This window comes from Candidatus Borkfalkia ceftriaxoniphila (genome assembly GCF_004134775.1).
Taxonomy (GTDB): domain Bacteria; phylum Bacillota; class Clostridia; order Christensenellales; family Borkfalkiaceae; genus Borkfalkia; species Borkfalkia ceftriaxoniphila.
On the sequence record NZ_SDOZ01000002.1, the window covers coordinates 282,802 to 301,821 of the forward strand.

The window sequence follows — 19,020 nt, forward strand, 5'->3', positions numbered from 1 at the left end:
CCTCACAATTTCAACGGTTTTTCGGTATCGAAATACTTCCATGGTCCGTCCTCGGGGGGCTGCGCCATAAATTTCATGCGCTCTTTGGTAACGGGATGGGTAAAGGAAAGCGAATACGCCCACAGCGCCAGATTGCCCTTTCGGGCAGTCTCTCCGCCGTAGCGCATATCGCCGAACACGGGATGGGAAAGCCCCGCCATCTGCACGCGGATCTGATGCGTGCGCCCCGTGTGCAGTTTGACTTCGACAAGGGAAATTTTGATTTTATCTTCCAGCACGCGGTAGTCCAGCGAGGCGAGTTTCGCCCCCTCTTCCGTCTGCGTGCAGATATATACCATATTGTTGAGGGGATTTTTTTTGAGATAGTTGACCACGGTCGCGCTGCTCTCTTTCGGAGTCCCGACGAGCACCGCGAGATATTTTTTCTCGAAATCGCCCTCTTTCATCTGCGCGGACAGCCGCGCCGCCGCCTTACTGGTCTTGGCGAACACCATCACGCCGCCCGTGGGCCTGTCCAGCCTGTGTACGAGCCCCACGTACACGTTGCCGGGCTTATCGTACGTGACTTTGAGATAGCGTCGCACCATTTCCAGAAGGCTGTCGTCGCCGCTCTCGTCGCCGCACGAGGGAACGCCCTGGGGCTTTAAGACGACGATGACGTGGTTATCTTCGTAAAGTATATTGAGATCTTTATCCATGGATGTAAATTCCTCCCGCGCCGCAGGGAAGAGGAATGCCCTCCTCCGTAGCAATGCCCACCTCGTAAGCCTCCGTTTTGCCCGAAAAGCGTTTGAGATTGAGCGTTAAAATATTTTTGAGCACCATGGGCTGCAAACCCGTGGTATAACTGTTGATGAGAAAAAAGAGCGGATCGTCCGACAGTATCTGACTGCACAATCCGACGAAGGGAAACAACTCGCTCTCGATCTTCCACATTTCGCCGTTCGGTCCCCTGCCGTAGGAGGGCGGATCCATGATGACCGCGTCGTATCTGTTGCCGCGGCGGATCTCTCTTTGCACGAACTTTTTGCAGTCGTCGACGATATAGCGGATCCCCGAAGCAATGCCCGAGAGCCGCGCGTTTTCGCCCGCGCGCTCAACCATGCCGCGGGCCGCGTCCACGTGCGTGACTTCCGCGCCCGCCTTGGCGCACGCGACCGTCGCCCCGCCCGTATAGGCGAAGAGATTGAGCACGCGTACGGGACGGCCCGCCTTTTGAATGAGCGACGACATCAGATCCCAGTTGACCGCCTGTTCGGGAAACAGCCCCGTATGCTTGAAGCCCATGGGCTTGATCTTAAAAGTGAGATCGCGGTAGGACACGTTCCACTCTTCCGGGAAGGCTTTTCGCGTTTCCCAAAAGCCGCCGCCCCGATCGCTGCGGCGATACACGGCGTTAAGTTTGGGAAAGGAAAAAAGGTCGCTCTGCGCCTGCCAGATGGCCTGCGGATCGGGACGGAGAAGATAGATATCTTTCCAGCGTTCCAGTTTGTATCCGTCGCCCGTGGCGAGGATGGAATAATCCTTCCAGTTTTCCGCGATTCTCATATAAACTCCTGCGGTCGATTTGTCATTTTCTGTTGAAATACTCTGCCGTTCCCATGTATTATAACATTCCATGTTGCAATACTTCGCGCGAAATCCCTTGCAAGCAAGTTTTCCGGGTATTATAACATAAAACCACCCCAAAAGTAAACTTTTGGGCGGTGTCTTCCGACACCTTCGTTTTGCCTGTGGCAAAACCGCTTTTATGTTGCAATACTTCGCGCGAAATCCCTTGCAAGCAAGTTTTCCGGGTATTATAACATAAAACCACCCCAAAAGTAAACTTTTGGGCGGTGTCTTCCGACACCTTCGTTTTGCCTGTGGCAAAACCGCTTTTATGTTGCAATACTTCGCGCGAAATTCCTTGCAAGCAAGTTTTCGCGCTTGTATTATAAAACATTTTCCCGTAATTTGTAAAGTAAAAGCCGCGTCTTTTGCAAAGCCGCGGCAAAATTCAAACTTTCGGAAATTCGTGTTCGGCAAAGTAATCTTTAAAATACAGCGCGTCGATATATTTCAGTTTTTCGAGATGTTCGCTCGCGCGCGTCACTAAATCCGCTTCGGAAAATCCGTTTCCCTTATAGACGACGGAATTGAGGGAATAGCCGACGAAATCCTCGGTGATGAAACATCCGTACGCACGCGAGAATATCACGCTCTCCCGATCGGAAAACACGTTGTGCCCGAAATACAGGTTGGAGTAATAGGGAATGCCCAGAAGCGTCAGGACCGTGGGCAAGATATCCGCCGTAGTCGTGAATTTTTCGATATCCTTGCCCTTCCCCGCAGTTTCGAGCGCCGTTTTCGCCTTCGTATCGTAGATGAACATGGGCACGTGGAAAATTTCGCTCTGCATATCGACGAGCCCCTTGCCGCGATAACTCAGGCGGTCGTAGTAGGCGTTATGGTCGGAATAAATGACGATGGTCGTCGAATCCAGCAGATCTTTCGCTTCGAGATCGTCCAGCATAATGCCGATCGCCGCGTCAAAGTCCATCAGCGCCGCCGCATAGGTGCGAAGATAATTGTCGTATTTGTTGTCGGTCTCGGGATAGACGTTGTATTTGTCCAGCCTGTCGTAATATCCCTTTTCTTCGAGAGAGGAGCGTACATCGTAGTAACCGCCGTGGGTGGTATAACTGATTATGTACGAAAAGAAGTTGCCGTCCGCGGGGAACATTTCGTCCTTCATTTTGTCCATCATCTCGGAATCGAGATTGCGCTCTTCCAACAGTTCCTGATAATTTGTCACGCCGTATCCTTCCATCTCCTCGATGCCGTACAGATGGTCGAAGCCCAACGATTCATGCAGTTCGCTGCGGTTATAGAAAGTCGCCTCGTTGTTGTGGAAAGAATTGATTTTCGCGCCCTCGTTCGTCTCCCTGTAAAGGTTGGGGAGCGAAAAAGGATACGCGTTATCCTTGTAATTGTTACAGACAAAGCCGCGCGAGGGGTAATTGCCCAAAAGCGACTGCGCCTCGGATATATCCGTCTTTTCGCGCGAATAATGGTTTTGGCAGACGATACTCTCCTCCGTCAGCCGCGAAATGTTGGGATACAGGTACTGCGCCAGCCCGGGATAATTGGTGACGGGAAACCACTCCATCGACTCCGCGAGGATCATCACGACGTTGTTGCCCGCGCTCACGCCGAACAATTCGCCGTTTTCCGTCTTGTTCCGAAAATAAAACTCCGAACTGTCCTGCCAAGTCGCCACCTTGGGCGAAGTGAGAAACGGCCCCGTGACGAACTGATATAAAACGTCGCCCGTCACGCCGTATTTTTTATATTCGTTGTCGTTATCGTACAGGAGATCGGCGTAATAACTGTCGGAGGTGGTGTTCACGAAATTGAGCACGTTGGGCACCGCGAGCGCGGACACGAGCAGAACGCCCGCGAGCGAACAGCACACGATGCGGAGGCGCGGATTTTTTTCGATCTTCACGTCTTTGAGTTTGACGGCGTTGAACACGCCGTAGAGTAAAAACCCCGCCACGGCGATCGCGCCGGGCACGAGAAATCCGAAGTTGACGAGTTGCCCTTCCATCATGCCCAGACCGTCCGCCGCCTGATACAAAAGCGAATAATCGAATGCCGTGCCGTTGATGTCGAACAGCAGGATAAAGCCCGCGTCCACGCTCAGGATCGCAACGAGCACGAAAGAAAGGATCGCAACGCGCCAGGCATAGGAGCGCACCATCGCGGTAAGCGACACGATGACGGCGAGCAAGGCAAGCGAAAACCAGGGCGCGTGTATGAGAATGCCGTTATCGGTAAAGAGCAGCGCGTACATTTCCAGAAGCGCCGCTAAAAGCACGAACGGTACAAATATGAAGTTGTGTTTAAAAAAAACTTTCAATGAATTCACCCGTCGGATTTTTTACGTTCATTATAGGCTGCCCGCTTGAACAATCTATAAATAATTTGTTAAAAAATCATTAAGTTTATACTTTCACGACGGTAATCGCCGCCTTTGCGCCGTTCAATTCCCATTCTTTGGTAAACCCTTCCGCCTCGCCTTCGCAAAGTTCGTCCGCAAGAACGATTTTGGCAATGGCGCCGCCGCGGCTCTTCAAGACCGCCGCGACGTTTCCGTCCGCTCTGTAAAAGACGCGGATGCGGTCGGTCACTTCAAAGCCCGCGTCTTTGCGCATGGTCTGAATTTTCGAGATCAGTTCGCGTTCAACGCCCTCTTCGACGAGTTCTTTCGTGAGCGCCGTATCCAGCGCGACGGTCACGCCCCCCTCGCTTGCGGACACGTATCCTTCCGCGCTCTCGGTGGAGATGAGAAGATCTTCCGCGGTCAGTTCCACTTCCGTGCCGTCCAGAACGGTTTTGAAACTGCCTTCCTTGACCGCCGCCACGACTTTCGCGCCGTCGCAATTTTGCAAAAACGCGCGGATGGCGCCCAGTTTCGCCCCGTATTTGGGGCCGAGCGTTTTGAGTTGCGGTTTCAGACGGTACGTGATGAACGCGCCCGCGTCCTCCGCCTCTTTATATTTTTTGATATTGAGTTCGTCTAAAACGATGCCTTTGAGTTCGTCGGAAAGTTTTTCGCGCCCTTCGGCTACGACGACCATTTCCGCGAGCGGCTGACGGTTTTTGAGATTGCCCGCGTTACGCGCCGCCCTGCCCAGTACGACGACGTCGAGCACTTCGTCCATGCCGCGTTCGAGTTTTTCGTCCACGAACGATAAGTCGCTTTGCGGGAATGCGCACATGTGCACGGATTTTTCCGCTTCCGGATAGAACGCGGGCACGAGATTTTGGTACATCTGTTCGGCGATAAAGGGAGTAAAGGGCGCCGTCAGTTTTGCCAGCGTCACCAAAACGGTGTACAGCGTCGTGTAAGCCGCCGCCTTGTCCTTCGTCATCTCCTTGCCCCAGTAGCGCTCGCGGCCGCGGCGCACGTACCAGTTGGAGAGCACGTCGCAAAAATCCTGCAAGGCGCGCGCGCAGTCGGTGATCTCGTATGCGGCGAGCCCCTTATCCACCCGCGCGATCAAAGTGTTGAGTTTGGACAGGATCCAGCGGTCCATGACGCTCAAAGCGCAGGTTGTCAGATCGTATTTGCTCGGATCGTACCCGTCGATCTCGGCATAGAGCACGAAAAAGGCGTAGGTGTTCCAGAGCGTGCCCATGTATTTTCTCTGCGCTTCGGACACGGCCTCCTCGTAAAAGCGGGAAGGCAGCCAGGGCGCGCTGGAAGTATAGAAATACCAACGCACGGCGTCGGCGCCCTGCTTATCCAGAACGCTCCACGGATCTACGACGTTGCCCTTATGCTTGGACATTTTCACGCCGTTTTTATCGTTGACGTGCCCTAAAACGATACAGTTTTTAAAGGGCGCTTTGCCGAAAAGAATGGTGGAAATGACGAGCAGCGTATAGAACCAGCCGCGCGTCTGGTCGACCGCCTCGCTGATGAAGTCGGCGGGGAAAGTCTTTTCGAACACTTCTTTGTTTTCGAAGGGGTAATGATACTGCGCGAAGGGCATGGAGCCCGAATCGAACCAGCAGTCGATGACCTCGGGCGTGCGCTCCATGACGCCGCCGCATTCGCAGGGGAAAGTACAGCCGTCGATATACGGGCGGTGCAGTTCCACGTCGCCCGAAAGTCCGCAAAGTTTTTTGAGTTCCTCTTTGCTGCCGATCACGTGCACCTTGCCGCACTTTTTGCATACCCAGACAGGGAGAGGCGTGCCCCAGTAACGGTCGCGGGAAAGCCCCCAGTCGATGACGTTTTCCAAAAAGTTGCCCATGCGCCCCGATTTGATGGTTTCGGGCATCCAATGCACGGAGTTGTTCGCGGCGATGAGTTCGTCTTTGACCGCGGTCACTTTGATGAACCAACTTTCGCGCGCATAATACAGGAGCGGCGTGTCGCAGCGCCAGCAATGGGGATAACTGTGCTCGTATACCATTTCCTTAAAGAGGAGTCCCTTGTCTTTGAGCATGGCGATGACGGTTTTATCCCCTTTCTTTACGAACACGCCCGCAAGGTCTTTTGCGGCGGGCACAAAACAGCCGCGCTCGTCCACGAGGTTGACGACGGGAAGTTCGTATTTTCTGCCCACGCGGTAGTCGTCCTCGCCGAACGCGGGCGCGATGTGCACGATGCCCGAGCCGTCGGTCAAGGTCACGTAGCCGTCGCACACGACGTAGTACGCCTTTTCGCGGAACGAGCCGAGCGCGTAGTCGAAGAGCGGCTCGTATTCCGTATATTCGTATTCTTTGCCCTTTTTGACGGAAAGCGTCTGATAATTTTCAAAAAGGGTCGGAACGAGCGCCTCGGCGAGGATATAGCGCGCGCCGTCCTCCGCCAAAATTTCCGCGTAGTCCTCTTCGGGATTGACGCAGAGCGCCACGTTGGAGGGAAGCGTCCAGGGCGTGGTCGTCCATGCGAGGAAATAGCGGTTTTCTTCGCCTTTTATGCGGAAGCGCACGAACACGGACGTTTCCTTGACGTCTTTATACCCCTGCGCGACCTCGTGCGAAGAGAGCGCCGTGCCGCAGCGCGGGCAATAGGGAACGATCTTGTGCCCCTTGTACAAAAGGCCCTTTTTCCAGATTTCTTTGAGCGCCCACCATACGCTTTCGATATATTTATCGTCGTAGGTGACGTAAGGGTTGTCCATGTCCGCCCAGTAACCCACGCGTTCGGACATCTTTTCCCATTCGCCCTTGTATTTCCACACGCTCTCCTTGCATTTTTTGATGAAAGGTTCGATGCCGTACTTTTCTATGTCCTGCTTGCCGTCCATGCCGAGAAGTTTTTCTACTTCCAGTTCGACGGGCAGGCCGTGCGTATCCCAGCCCGCTTTGCGGAGCACGTGCTTGCCCTTCATGGTCTGATAGCGCGGCACGATGTCTTTCATCACGCGCGTCAGGATATGCCCGATATGCGGCTTGCCGTTGGCCGTGGGCGGGCCGTCGTAAAAGGAAAATTCTTCTCCCTTTTCGTTCCGGTCCACGCTCTTTTCGAAGATGCCGTTCTGTTTCCAGAATTCGACGATCTCTTTTTCTCTTTCCACGAAATTCATCGTGGTGTCTACTTTCTTATACATACGATCACCTCTTGAAATCAAAAAAGCCCTTTATTTTCGGAAAAAATAAAGGGCTGATACCACCAAAAACATTCTGTCAAACGCCTCTTTTGATAACGCGGAGAGAAAAACCGCGAGCAAGGCTACTTTTCAGCATTTCGCCCGCCGACTGATAAGGTGATACCGCCGCCCGTTCTTTCCGCCGCTTTTCACCGTGCGCGGCTCTCTTTGGGAAATATTTCGGGTACGGACTGTCCTTTTTTAGCGCCTTTGTCGATTCCGAGGTTTATTTTATCAATTTTCCGCGGTTTTGTAAAGCGAAAACGCCGCTCTTGCATAAATTTTTGCGCGCGGAAAAAATCCCCTCAGTATTCTTCTAAAATTTTATGCACGTTCGTCAGATCCGCCGCCGTGATAAAGTTGACGATGCGCTCGCCTTTGATCCCGTGCTCGCTCACCACGACCGCCAACAGTTTTTTATTTTCCTCGAACGCGTCCAAAACCTTTTGCAGGCTGTCCGCCTTGGAGAGATATTTATAATAGGTCAAAAGATCGCTCTCTTTCAGGATATCGCCCACGGGCGTTTCGGAAAGAAAGGCGTCCACATCCCGTCCGTTGTCGATGACCTTGCCGATCTCGTGCACGAGACGGCGGTTATTGACGATGCCCGCCATCACCTTGCCGCCGTAGACGGGCAGATTGGAATAATTGGTGCGCGCGACGAGAAGGAGCACCTGTTTGACGGACATCTGTTCGTCCACGCTGACGATGCGCTTGTCGGGCATGGTCTCGCCGATGGTGGGCGGCGCATACAAAAGTTTTTCGATGTACTCTATTTTTTCCACCACCGAATCGCAGGGTACGGCGATGATCTCCCCGTCCATGCTCTGGTGCACGATGGCGTTCCGAAGGCGCGCATAGTCCATCAGTTCGTCTTCGAATTTGCGTATGACGGAATTTTCCTGCGCGCTGCGCCTTACCATGTCCGAAAAGGACTGCGACGGTTTGAAATTGTACAGGGCGCGCATTTTACTGTCGATCTTGTTGTAACTGTTGATAAAACGCCTGGCGTTGGTCGTATCGTTCATACCTTCCCCCTCGTTCTTTTCTTTCAGTATATCACATTTTGCAGTTTTTTCAAACCGCTCGCGTTGTTTTTTCAGAAACTGTCCTTGATCTCGCGGCGCAATCCGCGCTTTCTGAGCCCTATAAGATGATATTCGCGCTTGCAGTCGATCTCCGCGTCGCATTCGGGCGCGGGGGAGGAGAGGGAAAGTTCCCCGCCCGTCGAGGCGACCTGCGCGATCCCGGCGCCGCACAGGCAGATATCCAGCCCGTAGCAAAAGGCGAACGCGCGCATCAGGACCTGCGGCAAAAAGTCCACGTTCTCCTCGTACAGGCAGATCGCGATATCCGCGTCGCAGTCGGAAAGAGTCTTGACGACTTCGGGAAAAAACAAGTCCTCGCCGATGACGAGCCCGATGCGACCCGCGGAAGTCTCGTATACGCGGAGATGCGCGCCGCTCGTAAATTCGCCGTCGTCCAGATTGCACAGCATATCGGAAACGCCTAAAATGCGCCCCTTGTCCGCGATCGCCGCGCTCTTGCGCTTGCGGTTGCACGAATATGTATAACAGCCGCTCACAACCACCGCGGAAAGTTCGCGGCTCATGATCGCCAGATCTTCCAGTTTGCCCGTTTCCCCGTCCAATTCGCGTTCGTAATAGACGTTTTCCAGCCCGTTGAAGCCGAAAACGATCACGTCGCAATCGATACCCTCCGTTTTATCCCAAAAGCCGTTGAGACTTCCCTCGGTCACAAAATGTATTTTCATAGAAACCTCCGCCCTATTCATGATACGGGACGGCGACGGTTTTTGTGAAAAAGAAAATCGCGCGCCCGCTTTTCTTTTGCAATTTAAAAATAATCGTGGTATAATACAGGGCGTATAGTTGATACAAGGAGTTTATATGCAACGGAAAATCCGTTTGACCCCCGTCCGACTGCTGGCGCTGGTGTATATCGGCATCATCTTTTTGGGCGCTGTCCTCTTGGTCCTGCCTTTTTCTACGAAGGACGGCCTGTCCACCTCCTTTTCGGACGCGCTGTTCACCGCCACTTCGGCGACGTGCGTGACGGGCCTCATTGTCTACGATACTTTCGAACATTGGACGATGTTCGGGCAGATCGTCATTCTGTTATTGATTCAGACGGGCGGCATCGGCTTTATGACGCTGGTGTTCGGTATCTGGAAGATCGGCGGCAAGAAGATCGGCATTCAGGCGCGCACGTTCATGCAGGAATCGGTCAACGCCCCCACCGTAGGCGGGCTCGTCGGGCTTTCGTCGATGATCCTCATCGGCACCCTCATCTTCGAGGGCGCGGGCGCCTTTCTGCTCTCGTTCCGTTTTATCCCCGATTACGGCTGGGGCATGGGGATCTATATCTCCGTATTCACTTCCGTCTCCGCTTTCTGCAATGCGGGCTTCGATCTGATGGGGATCAACGAACCTTTCTCCTCCCTCACGCGATATTCGGCGGATCCCATCGTCACTTTGACCGTTTCCGCGCTCATTATCGTCGGCGGCATCGGCTTTTTCGTCTGGCGCGATCTATGCCAGAACAAACTGCATTTCAAAAAATATTCTCTGCACACGAAATTGGTTTTGACCACTACTGCAATTCTCATCGTAGTGCCTTTCCTTATTATCTTATGTTCGGAAAACAGCGTGCCCTGGGGCGGCGAGCGAGTGCTTACCTCGCTGTTTCTCGCCGTAAGCCCGCGCACGGCGGGATTCAATACGCTGCCGCTCACGTCGCTGCGAGGCAGCACCATCGCCATCACGATCCTTTTGATGTTCATCGGCGGCTCCTCGGGCTCCACCGCGGGCGGAATCAAGACGACGACGTTCGCGACGCTGATCTTGTCCATGTTTTCGCTCGTCAAGCGTAAAAAGTCGGTGCAATGTTTCGGCAGAAGGCTGGACGAGGACAGTTGCCGCCACGCTTCCCGCTTTATCACGCTGTTTCTCTGCATTGCGGCGACGGGCGTGCTCGCCATTATGCTCATCGACGGCTGGGCGGGCTTTACCGACGTGATATTCGAAGTATTTTCCGCGATCGGCACCGTGGGACTTTCCCTCGGCATCACGCCCGATCTGCACGTGGCTTCGCAGATGATCCTGGCGCTTTTAATGTATCTCGGCCGCGTGGGTTGTTTGACGTTTATGCTCATGTTCAAAGACGTGAGCGCGCCCACGGCGGAATTGCCGCACGAAGCGGTACGCATCGGCTGATAAAATTCTGGAGGTTTTATGAAATCCGTTCTGATTATAGGGCTGGGCAGATTCGGCACCTATATGGCAAAAAAATTCACGGCGCTCGGCAACCACGTCATGGCGCTGGACACCGACGAAGAGAAAGTCAATGAGATCCTCCCCTTCGTCACCACCGCGCAGATCGGCGACGCGACGAAAGAAAGCGTTCTCGAATCCATCGGCGTGGATAACTTCGACCTTTGCGTCGTGTCCGTGGGCGAAAATTTTCAATCCTCTCTGGAAACGACGTCGCTGTTAAAGGAATTGGGCGCAAAATACGTTCTGAGCCGCGCCTGCACGGAAATACAGGCAAAATTCCTGCTCAAAAACGGCGCGGACAACGTGGTATACGCCGAAAAGGAAATGGCGGAGCGTCTGGCGGTCAAGTACAGCGCGAACAACATTTTCGACTACATTCAACTCACGCCCGAATATGCGATCTTCGAGATCCCCACGCCCAAAAGTTGGGCGGGCAAAACCATCCGCGACAAGGGCGTGCGCGCGAAATACAACCTCAATATCCTCGCGATCAAGCGCGGCAGCAACTTAACGCCCCTGCCTTCCGCGGATTACGTGTTCAACGCATCGGAGCGTCTCATCGTCATGTGCAAGCGCGCAGACATCGACAAAATGGTACATTGATATGCGATACGACGCAGAAGAACTGAAAAAACTCGCTTTGCGGGAAGGTTTTACCGCGGCGGGCGAACTCAACCTCAAAGCCGTGGTCTTTATGCCCGAAGTGCGCGATATGTGCCGCGCGGACAAGTGCAGCGCCTACGGACGCAACTGGCGCTGTCCGCCTGCGTGCGGCAGCATCGAGGAGGCGACAGAGCGCGCCAAAAAGTATTCTTTCGGCATGCTGGTGCAGACGGTCGGCAAGATGGAGGACGATTTCGATTTCGAAACCATCGAAGAAACTTCCAAAAAACACGCGGCGAGTTTTATTTCCATGATGCGTATACTGAAAGGAAAATACGACGATATTCTCGCCATGGGCGCGGGCACCTGCGCGCGCTGCAAACAGTGTACATATCCCGACGCGCCCTGCCGCTTTCCCGAAGATTCGTATTCTTCCATGGAAGCCTACGGGCTGTGGGTCAGCCGCGTATGCGAGTTGTCTTCCCTCCCCTACAACTACGGTAAACAGACCATCGCCTTTACGAGTTGCTATCTGTTGAAATAAAAAGAGCCTTTCGCGCTTTGCGAAAGGCTCTTTTTTCGTTAAAGCAATACGGCCGCGTAATAGTCGTACGCGCTCGCCGCCGCGCAGGCGCCTATGGCGACGGAGATGATGATGAAAATTACGTACAGGATCACGCCGACGAGCGCGCCTTTGCCGCACGATTTGGAGCGGAGGGGCAGGGTGTCCTTCCACACCAGGAACAGGATCAGACCGACAAGCGGGATTAAAAATCCTAAAAACGCCCATCCGAAACTGCTGCCGTCTACCGGCGCATTCGCGGAATACGCGGGCGGCGCCTGCTGAGGCGGGACGTCGTTCTGCGGCGCGCCGCAGTAGGTGCAGTAGGTCTCGTTGTCGCCGATCTCTTTTCCGCATTTTTTACAAAACATTTTTTATATCCTCCCGATTAAATTATATTACGGCTGACCGTACCGATAAGATGCCGAGGCAGCCGCTATTATCACGAAAATAACGATTATGTACAGTACGACGAGAACAACTTCCGCAATGACGCCGATGAGCGCGCCCTTGCCGCACAGTTTCGAACGGATCGGAAAAGTCGTCTGCCATACGAGGTAGAGGATAAATCCCACGAGCGGGAAAAAGAATCCCAGCACCGTCCAGCCCCCGTTCGGCAGATCCTGCAGATTGTAACGGGGCGCGGGATAAGGCGGCGGTTGCGCCGGACTGCCGGCGGGCGGGCAATTTTCCAGCAAATGTTTACCGCAGTACGGGCAGAAACTGCCCCCTTCGTCGTCGATTTGTTTTCCGCAATATTTACAGAACATGACGCTCCTTTTTCCGTGAACCGATTTTTTGTTTTCCCGACGGGAAAACAAAAACGGGTACCCGTTTTTGTTCGACATATTTCGTTGTTTATTTCATTTTACAATAGGATGCGCGTTGTGTCAAGTATTTTTCGGATTTTCCTCTTCCAAAGATTTTCTGTCGATCTTGCCGATCAGATTGACGGGCAGGCGATCGCGCACCTCGATGAATTTCGGCACCGCGTAGGCGATGAGTTTCGCACGGCACAGCGAAAGCAACTCTTCTTTCAGCGAATCCCCGTCCGCGCTTTCGACGTAAAGTTTTACGACCTGCCCCTTCACCGTGTCCGAAACGCCCACGGCGCACGCCTTTTTCACTTTCGGGCATAAAAGCGCCACGCTCTCGATCTCCGAGGGATACACGGGCACGCCGCTCACCTTGATCATGTTCTTGATGCGCTGTTTGAAATAGAGAAAACCGTCCTCGTCCAGATATCCGTAATCTCCCGTTTTCAGCCAGGTCTCGCCTTCAAGGCGCTCGAAAGGCTGTTCGCCGTTCCCCAAGTATCCCTGCATAAACAGCGGCGTGCGGATATAAATTTCCCCCACCTCGCCCGCGGGCAGTTTTTTGCCATTCTTCACGATACATACGCGCGTGTCGGAAAGCGGATAGCCGATCGAGCCGGGGCGGTTATGCTCGCGCGTGTTGACGAGACAAACAGTCACCGTTTCCGTCAGCCCGTACCCCTCGTACATATGCGCGTTGCTGTTGCCGCGTTTTAAGACTTCGTCAAACTTTTCGATGAGCGCGCGCGGCGCGCTGTCGCCGCCGACGAACACGTCCTTAATGGAAGAAAGGTCGCCGCCCGTGAAAGTTTTTTCTCCCATCAATTTCAAATACATGGTGGGAACGCCCGTCAGAATGTTCGCCCGCTCCTTTTGGATCTGCCGCGCGCAGCGCTTCGCGTCGAACTTGATACACATGATGTTCGTCCTGCGCATGATCATGCACATATGCATATTGATGCATAGTCCGAACCCGTGAAAAATGGGCAGAACGTTGTAGAGCGAAACGTAATTTTCCAGCGGTTCGCTCAAAAACTCCTGCGCCTTGGAACACAGAAGATTGAACGTATAATTGTTGTGGACGATGATCTTCGGCTCGCCCGTGGTGCCGCCGCTCGCGAGATAGACTGCCGGCTCGGCTTGCGCGAAGTTGACCGAAGGGAGCGAAGGGCCCCGCTTCTTTTTCAGCAGTTTTTCCAGTTTTTCGCCCCAGCCGAGTTTTTTATTGGTCATGCGGTAATACGCCCTTGCCGCCGCACCCATGAACCAACCGCAGTCGCTTTCAAGAACGGGCACGCCGAAAGCGGGTTTTTCCTCGCCCGCATGGGGATAGGCATCGTATACGACGATGAGTTTGCTGTCCGTCTTTTTGGCGCTCTCCGACAATTTTTCGGGCGGGATGTAGGGATGCACAAGATTGACCGCCGCGCCCAATTTGTTCGCCGCGTAAAAGGCGAGCAGCGCGGAGGGAGAATTGGGCATGCAAAGCGTGATCGTATCCCCTTTTCCGATATGAAAACGCGCGGAAAAACTTTCCGCAAGCGCATCGATGAGTACGAATACTTGATCGAAAGAAATGCGGTTCCCGTAAAAGGAGATCGCCGTGCGGATGGTACTGCCCGACAGATTCAGGCGCGCCGCCTGGTACATGGAAAGCGCGGGAGTAATTTCGCGTTCAAACAAAATGCCACCTCAAACGAACAGAGAATAGAGTGCCACCGCAAGGATGGTGATAACGGGGATCACGACCATATGGGAAAGGTAAATGATCGCGGTGTGGCGTCCCAAAAAACAGACGCCGTTGTTCCAACTTCCGTCCAGCGGGCGGAAAGCGTATTTTGCGGGAGTGTGATAGACAGCGCGGCCAATCGCGCTGCCGAGCAAGACCATCGTGGCCCAGGGCAAGATCGGGAAATAATCCGCCGAATCGAATTGATAATGCTTGACGTAAACGAAGATCGCCCAAACCGCCGATTGATTTTTATCCGACGAGGGCATCACCGTCGAATAGAAAAACGGATACCCCTCTTTGCATGAAAACGTTCCGTAGCAGGTGAGATAGACGCAAAGCAGTACGAATCCCGTTAAGGCAGGGAGATAGCCGAGCGCAGTCTCGGCTATCTTTTTCGCTTTTGCCCCTTTCACGGGCAAAAGCGCCAGCCGCGCGAGCAGATCGACGACCGCATACATGAGAACGGCGGCGGCGAGCATGTGCAGAACGCCGAATCTCACGATAAATCCTTCGTAATAACTTTCGATCACGCCCGTCACGCCCGTGATGCCGAGCGCGCACAACGCGAGCAGAAATCCGCGCTTGAAATTGCTTTTGGACAGCGTGCAACTGATGCCGCACAGAACGAAAAACGTACAGATGACGAAAAAACGCACGGTGTTGCGGAAATCGCCCTTCCAATAAACGAGGGCATATTTGGACAGTTCGCGCCCCAGCGTGGTTCCGAAAAATTCATTCACGACGGGCAGAACGTCCATCATATTGAACATGAAGTGATCGAACACCATCAAAACGACGCAAAGTCCGCGCAAAAAATCCAGTTCCCAGAACCGCTCTTTGCGCTTTTTCGTAAAGCGCGCGATCCCCGCCCCGAAATCATCCGCTTTTATTCGGTTGTCGCGCACAGCGCCCTCTAAAAACATATGCGTTCAGTGTACATGATTTCCCCGTTTTTGTCAACAACTCTGTGAAAAGTTTGGCGAAGCGCACTATGCGAAAATTTCATCTATTAGCGCGCGGAGAGCGGAAAGGTTGTCCGCGGCGAATAAGCGGTTTTTATACTGCGCGCAGTTCCGACGCCCCTTTATGTAAAAAGAAGCCATTTTGCGCATCTGCACCACCGTAAATTTTTCGCCGCAGACGGGCAGCATATCTTCGATCTGTTGTAGAATGGCGGCGCGGATATCCCACGTTTCGCTCTCGCCGCGGATCTCGGCAAAGACATGCGGATCGTACAGGATCGCGCGTGCGAGCATCACCCCGTCCGCGCCCGTTTTTTCGATCATGCGCTCGGCGTCCGCCCTGCAAAAAACGCCGCCGTTGGCGATCACGGGAATACGCACGCTTTGCTTTACGCGCGCGATCTCGGCAAAGTCCGGCTCGCCCGCGTAATATTTGTCGCGCGTGCGGCCGTGCACGGTAACGAGGTCCGCGCCCGCCGCCTCGCACATTTTCGCGAATTCCGTGCCGACGATATGCTTTTCGTCCACGCCGATACGGAATTTTACGGTGATCGTTTTCCCGCTCTTTTTACAGGCGGAAATGATTTTCTCGGCGCGCGGCAGATCGTTTAAAAGCGCGCTCCCTTCGCCGTTTTTATAAATTTTCGGAACGGGACAACCCATGTTCAGGTCGATGATCTCAAACGGCGCGAGCGTCTCGCTCTCGCACGCCGCGCGCAGGATCTCGGGATCGCTGCCGAACAGTTGCGCCGCCGTGTTTTTTTCTTCGGGCGCCTTATAAAGGAGCGCGCGCGTCCCCTCATTGTTGTATTTCAGCCCCTTGGCGCTCACCATTTCGGTAAAGCACAGTCCCGCGCCGAAACGATAGCAAAGTTTTCGGAACGCGAAATCCGTATACCCCGCCAAAGGCGCCGCAAACAGATTGTTCGGTACGGTGATATCACCTATTTTAACGGGACGGATCTGCATCGATTTGTTCCTTTGCCCGCTCGTAATACGCCCAAAGTTCCTCGGGCGCGAGGTTTTGCATCTCTTTTCCGTCCTGTAAAATGAGGCTCTCCGTCTTTAAAAACCGCGCGACGAATTTTTTCGTGCTCTCGTGCAGGCTTTCTTCGCAGTCCGCGCCCGCGAGCCGCCCCACGTTGACCGCGGAAAACAGCAAATCGCCCGTCTCCTCGGAAATATGTGCGGCGTCGCCCTCTTTCACCGCCTGCAGGAGTTCTGAAAGTTCTTCGCCGATTTTTTCGGCGGCCTCTTCGATATCTTTGAAATCGTAGCCCGCTTTCGATGCGCGCTTGCCCACTTTCTGGGCGCGCAGCAGCGCGGGAAAGCCCGCGGGTACGTCCGCCACGCTGTCGCCCGTCGTCTTTTGCCCCTTTTCGGCGCGCTTGTTGCGCTCCCACACCGAGAGCGCGTCGTCCGCGTTCTTCGCGTTGTCGCCCCCGAAAATATGCGAATGGCGGAAAATGAGTTTTTCGCACACGCCGCTCGTGACGTCCGCGCAGTCGAACGCGCCCCTGTCCTCGCCGAGTTGCGCGTGAAAGACCGCCTGCATCAAGACGTCGCCCGCCTCTTCGACGATCTTGCCGTCGTCCTTGCTGTCGATGGCGTCCACCAGTTCGTACGCCTCTTCCACCATATTCTTGCGGATGCTCTCGTGCGTTTGGGCGCGGTCCCACGGACAGCCGCCCGGCGCGCGCAGACGGCGCATCACCTCGCACAGATCGTAAAAATCAAAGCGCTTTTTTTTAAGCAGCGGCGTATCGTCCACCACGAGCGCGGTTGTCTCGTCGTATTCTTTTTGCCTGTCCAGTTCGTACAATTTAATTTTTTTCACTTTTCCGTTTTTCACGAAAAAGCAAGGCGTTTCGTCCCCGAGCATATCGCAAAGTTTCAGTTTCACGTCGCCCGCGACGAGGTCGCAGTCGATATCGTACACGCAGAGCGGCAAAACGGCGCGTATGTACTTTTCAAGATCGTACGCCGAATATGCCGCGCGGTTGCAGGAAAATATCTTCGCGCGGCGGAAGGCGTCCGCGCTTTTGGAAACGCTGTCGAACACCGCTGCGCCGCGGCTCTTTTTTAGGACGATCTGCGCGGAAATATCCTCTTCCACGCTGCCGGGCACGCAGTAGACGACGTCGCGTTCCTTTGCCGCGCCGAGAACGCGCGCGGCGAGATTTTTATGGAGAGAATCGAAATTGCGCGAACTTTCGTATACGCAGTCGAGCGTTTCGAACGAAACGCCGAGCGCGCGCACGGCGGCGGCGAAGCGCTCCGCCCTGACGATGATTTTTTTACCACTCAGAAGTTCTTGCTTCGCACCCTCCGTCAGATCGGAGGGGTCAATTCCCAGACCGACGATACTTACCATGTTTTCTCCTTTGAAAGATACTCAATTCGTCCCGCGAGAAAACGCCCGTCAAAATCGTAAGCGCGAGATAAACGCCCGCGCAGACGCCCAGAATAGGCAGCGCGCCCATATGCCGAAGCGGGAACGCCGCGCCCACGGCGGCGGCCGAAATGCAAGCGATGCGGATAAAATCGAGTAAAACTTTGCCTAAATTTTTCTTATCCCTTATAATATAGTACAAATCGATGGAGAGCGCAACCAAATAACACGCCCCCGACGAAATCGCCGCGCCGAGAATGGAAATTTTTTCGTAGCGAAGGAGCCAGAATTCCAGCCCGAGTTTGACGGCGACCGCGATGCCCATGGCGATCGCGGAAATTTTCGGCTTTCCCTTACCCGTCAGACAGGCGGCGAGCGTCTGCACGCACGATAAAAAGATAGCCGAGACCGCCATATAACGGATGAGCCGCACCATCGCCTCCCCTTCCGCGCCGCCGATGGAACGGAAGATAAAGTGCGCCGTAGGTTCCGCGTACACCAAAAGAAACGCGGCGCTCGGCACCGAGATAAAAAAGGTGCATTTGAGCGCGAACGCCGCGCGTTTTTCCGCGCCCTGTACGTTGCCGACGGCGTACATGGCGGCGATCGTGGGAATGATTGCCGCCGCAAGGCCGTAACAGACGGAAACGGGGAGATTGATTACAGTGTTCGCGCCGCCCGCATAAATGCCGTAGAGCGACGTGGCGTTATTCGCATAGCGGGAGAGCATACGGACGATGAGAATACTATCCAAAATATTCGAAAGGGGCAAAATGGACGCCGCGATCGTGACGGGCACGGTCACTTTCAGAAGAGCCGTATTTTTCACGTCGGAAGAGATCGGACGGTAAAGCGGCTTATGCGGCTGCTTTACCGCGATAAAATGATAGGCGATCATAAAAAGAAGCGCCGCGATCTCGCTCAAAGTCACGGCGAACAGGGTATAAGAAACCGCCGTCTGCACGTCGCCGCGGTAGCGGTAGGCAAAGTAGAGCCCGAGCCCCACTTTGACCGCCTGTTCCAAAATTTCCGAAACGGCGGTGGGCGTAAAGTTGCTTTTGCCCTGATAGTATCCGCGGAAACAGGAGATGACGGAAACGAAAAATACGCTGGGCGCGAGCATCACGTAGGAAGCCTGCGCGGTCGGTTCGCTTTGCACGCGGCTCATGATCGGGGCGAGGACGAGCATCGCGGCAAAGCCGATGAGCCCGAGCGCGGAAAACAGAGCGAGCGAGCGTAAAAAAACGCCGCGCACGCGGGATTCGTCTCCCCGCGCACGGGCGTGCGAAATTTCGCGGGCCAAGCCCGAAGGGATGCCCGTGGCGGACACCGTCAGTAAAAGGCAATAGAGCGGATAGACCATCTGATAGATGCCCATTCCCTCCCCGCCGAGCACATTCGTGAGCGGGATGCGATAGATCGCGCCTAAAAGTTTGGCGATAAAGCCGCCTACGGATATGATGATCGCTCCCTTTAAAAAACTTTGTCCGTTCATATGTAAGGCACC

At 54.3% G+C, this 19,020-nt stretch carries 16 protein-coding genes; 3 read left to right on the forward strand and 13 right to left on the reverse strand.

Annotated elements, in window-relative coordinates; genetic code table 11:
- Positions 1 to 2: 2 nt before the first annotated feature.
- The 6 genes from ESZ91_RS01460 to ESZ91_RS01485 all read right to left on the reverse strand — a co-directional run bounded on the left by ESZ91_RS01460 (position 3) and on the right by ESZ91_RS01485 (position 8,925).
- The gene (locus tag ESZ91_RS01460; protein ID WP_129223390.1) at positions 3 to 698 is read right to left on the reverse strand and encodes an RluA family pseudouridine synthase; all 696 of its coding nucleotides are present in this window, start codon (positions 696 to 698) and stop codon (positions 3 to 5) included.
- Positions 691 to 1,548: a class I SAM-dependent methyltransferase gene (locus ESZ91_RS01465; RefSeq protein ID WP_129223392.1), complete on the reverse strand. Its 858-nt coding sequence runs from the start codon at positions 1,546 to 1,548 to the stop codon at positions 691 to 693. The genes ESZ91_RS01460 and ESZ91_RS01465 overlap by 8 nt, the downstream gene beginning before the upstream one ends.
- A gap of 451 nt (positions 1,549 to 1,999) precedes the next feature.
- Complete coding sequence (locus ESZ91_RS01470; RefSeq protein WP_129223394.1) at positions 2,000 to 3,904, reverse strand: LTA synthase family protein; 1,905 nt, start codon at positions 3,902 to 3,904, stop codon at positions 2,000 to 2,002.
- An 85-nt stretch (positions 3,905 to 3,989) separates the two neighbouring features.
- A complete protein-coding gene (ileS, locus tag ESZ91_RS01475; protein WP_129223396.1) occupies positions 3,990 to 7,112 on the reverse strand; it encodes an isoleucine--tRNA ligase in 3,123 nt (1,040 codons plus the stop codon).
- A gap of 344 nt (positions 7,113 to 7,456) precedes the next feature.
- On the reverse strand, positions 7,457 to 8,179 hold the full coding sequence (locus ESZ91_RS01480; RefSeq protein ID WP_161970999.1) for a CBS domain-containing protein: 723 nt from the start codon (positions 8,177 to 8,179) through the stop codon (positions 7,457 to 7,459).
- A 71-nt stretch (positions 8,180 to 8,250) separates the two neighbouring features.
- Positions 8,251 to 8,925 carry a carbon-nitrogen hydrolase family protein gene (locus ESZ91_RS01485; RefSeq protein WP_129223400.1) on the reverse strand — a complete coding sequence of 225 codons (675 nt, stop codon included), beginning with the start codon at positions 8,923 to 8,925 and terminating at the stop codon, positions 8,251 to 8,253.
- Between the two features lie 136 nt (positions 8,926 to 9,061).
- Here ESZ91_RS01485 and ESZ91_RS01490 point away from each other — a divergent pair, with 136 nt between their 5' ends.
- From ESZ91_RS01490 to ESZ91_RS01500, 3 genes are read left to right on the forward strand one after another with little or no spacing between them, the layout of a single operon-like run.
- Positions 9,062 to 10,387: a TrkH family potassium uptake protein gene (locus ESZ91_RS01490; protein WP_129223402.1), complete on the forward strand. Its 1,326-nt coding sequence runs from the start codon at positions 9,062 to 9,064 to the stop codon at positions 10,385 to 10,387.
- A gap of 18 nt (positions 10,388 to 10,405) precedes the next feature.
- Entirely contained in the window at positions 10,406 to 11,050 is a 645-nt protein-coding gene (locus ESZ91_RS01495; protein ID WP_129223405.1) for a potassium channel family protein, read from the forward strand.
- Between the two features lies 1 nt (position 11,051).
- Positions 11,052 to 11,594: a DUF2284 domain-containing protein gene (locus ESZ91_RS01500; protein WP_129223408.1), complete on the forward strand. Its 543-nt coding sequence runs from the start codon at positions 11,052 to 11,054 to the stop codon at positions 11,592 to 11,594.
- A 38-nt stretch (positions 11,595 to 11,632) separates the two neighbouring features.
- On the opposite strand, the gene ESZ91_RS01505 is transcribed toward ESZ91_RS01500, so the two are convergent.
- The 7 genes from ESZ91_RS01505 to ESZ91_RS01535 all read right to left on the reverse strand — a co-directional run bounded on the left by ESZ91_RS01505 (position 11,633) and on the right by ESZ91_RS01535 (position 19,008).
- Entirely contained in the window at positions 11,633 to 11,983 is a 351-nt protein-coding gene (locus ESZ91_RS01505) for a zinc ribbon domain-containing protein (RefSeq protein WP_129223410.1), read from the reverse strand.
- A gap of 27 nt (positions 11,984 to 12,010) precedes the next feature.
- Entirely contained in the window at positions 12,011 to 12,382 is a 372-nt protein-coding gene (locus ESZ91_RS01510) for a zinc-ribbon domain-containing protein (protein ID WP_129223412.1), read from the reverse strand.
- Positions 12,383 to 12,502: 120 nt separating this feature from the next.
- Positions 12,503 to 14,110, reverse strand: a complete 1,608-nt coding sequence (locus ESZ91_RS01515; RefSeq protein ID WP_129223414.1) for a class I adenylate-forming enzyme family protein — start codon at positions 14,108 to 14,110, stop codon at positions 12,503 to 12,505.
- Between the two features lie 9 nt (positions 14,111 to 14,119).
- Positions 14,120 to 15,064 (reverse strand): heparan-alpha-glucosaminide N-acetyltransferase domain-containing protein, encoded by a 945-nt coding sequence (locus ESZ91_RS01520; protein ID WP_161971000.1) that lies wholly within the window; start codon positions 15,062 to 15,064, stop codon positions 14,120 to 14,122.
- Between the two features lie 84 nt (positions 15,065 to 15,148).
- Positions 15,149 to 16,090, reverse strand: coding sequence for a tRNA dihydrouridine synthase (locus tag ESZ91_RS01525; protein ID WP_129223418.1), 942 nt, complete (start codon positions 16,088 to 16,090; stop codon positions 15,149 to 15,151).
- Positions 16,071 to 17,495 carry a nucleoside triphosphate pyrophosphohydrolase gene (gene mazG, locus ESZ91_RS01530; RefSeq protein ID WP_129223420.1) on the reverse strand — a complete coding sequence of 475 codons (1,425 nt, stop codon included), beginning with the start codon at positions 17,493 to 17,495 and terminating at the stop codon, positions 16,071 to 16,073. Before mazG ends, ESZ91_RS01525 begins: the two co-directional genes overlap by 20 nt.
- Positions 17,467 to 19,008, reverse strand: coding sequence for a putative polysaccharide biosynthesis protein (locus tag ESZ91_RS01535; RefSeq protein WP_129223422.1), 1,542 nt, complete (start codon positions 19,006 to 19,008; stop codon positions 17,467 to 17,469). Before ESZ91_RS01535 ends, mazG begins: the two co-directional genes overlap by 29 nt.
- Between the last annotated feature and the right edge of the window lie 12 nt (positions 19,009 to 19,020).

Coding starts and splice junctions, on each gene's coding strand:
- ESZ91_RS01460 (WP_129223390.1), bottom strand. CDS start 698: ATGGATAAAGATCTCAATATACTTTACGAAGATAACCACGTCATCGTC.
- ESZ91_RS01465 (WP_129223392.1), bottom strand. CDS start 1,548: ATGAGAATCGCGGAAAACTGGAAGGATTATTCCATCCTCGCCACGGGC.
- ileS (WP_129223396.1), bottom strand. CDS start 7,112: ATGTATAAGAAAGTAGACACCACGATGAATTTCGTGGAAAGAGAAAAA.
- ESZ91_RS01480 (WP_161970999.1), bottom strand. CDS start 8,179: ATGAACGATACGACCAACGCCAGGCGTTTTATCAACAGTTACAACAAG.
- ESZ91_RS01485 (WP_129223400.1), bottom strand. CDS start 8,925: ATGAAAATACATTTTGTGACCGAGGGAAGTCTCAACGGCTTTTGGGAT.
- ESZ91_RS01490 (WP_129223402.1), top strand. CDS start 9,062: ATGCAACGGAAAATCCGTTTGACCCCCGTCCGACTGCTGGCGCTGGTG.
- ESZ91_RS01495 (WP_129223405.1), top strand. CDS start 10,406: ATGAAATCCGTTCTGATTATAGGGCTGGGCAGATTCGGCACCTATATG.
- ESZ91_RS01500 (WP_129223408.1), top strand. CDS start 11,052: ATGCGATACGACGCAGAAGAACTGAAAAAACTCGCTTTGCGGGAAGGT.
- ESZ91_RS01505 (WP_129223410.1), bottom strand. CDS start 11,983: ATGTTTTGTAAAAAATGCGGAAAAGAGATCGGCGACAACGAGACCTAC.
- ESZ91_RS01510 (WP_129223412.1), bottom strand. CDS start 12,382: ATGTTCTGTAAATATTGCGGAAAACAAATCGACGACGAAGGGGGCAGT.
- ESZ91_RS01525 (WP_129223418.1), bottom strand. CDS start 16,090: ATGCAGATCCGTCCCGTTAAAATAGGTGATATCACCGTACCGAACAAT.
- mazG (WP_129223420.1), bottom strand. CDS start 17,495: ATGGTAAGTATCGTCGGTCTGGGAATTGACCCCTCCGATCTGACGGAG.
- ESZ91_RS01535 (WP_129223422.1), bottom strand. CDS start 19,008: ATGAACGGACAAAGTTTTTTAAAGGGAGCGATCATCATATCCGTAGGC.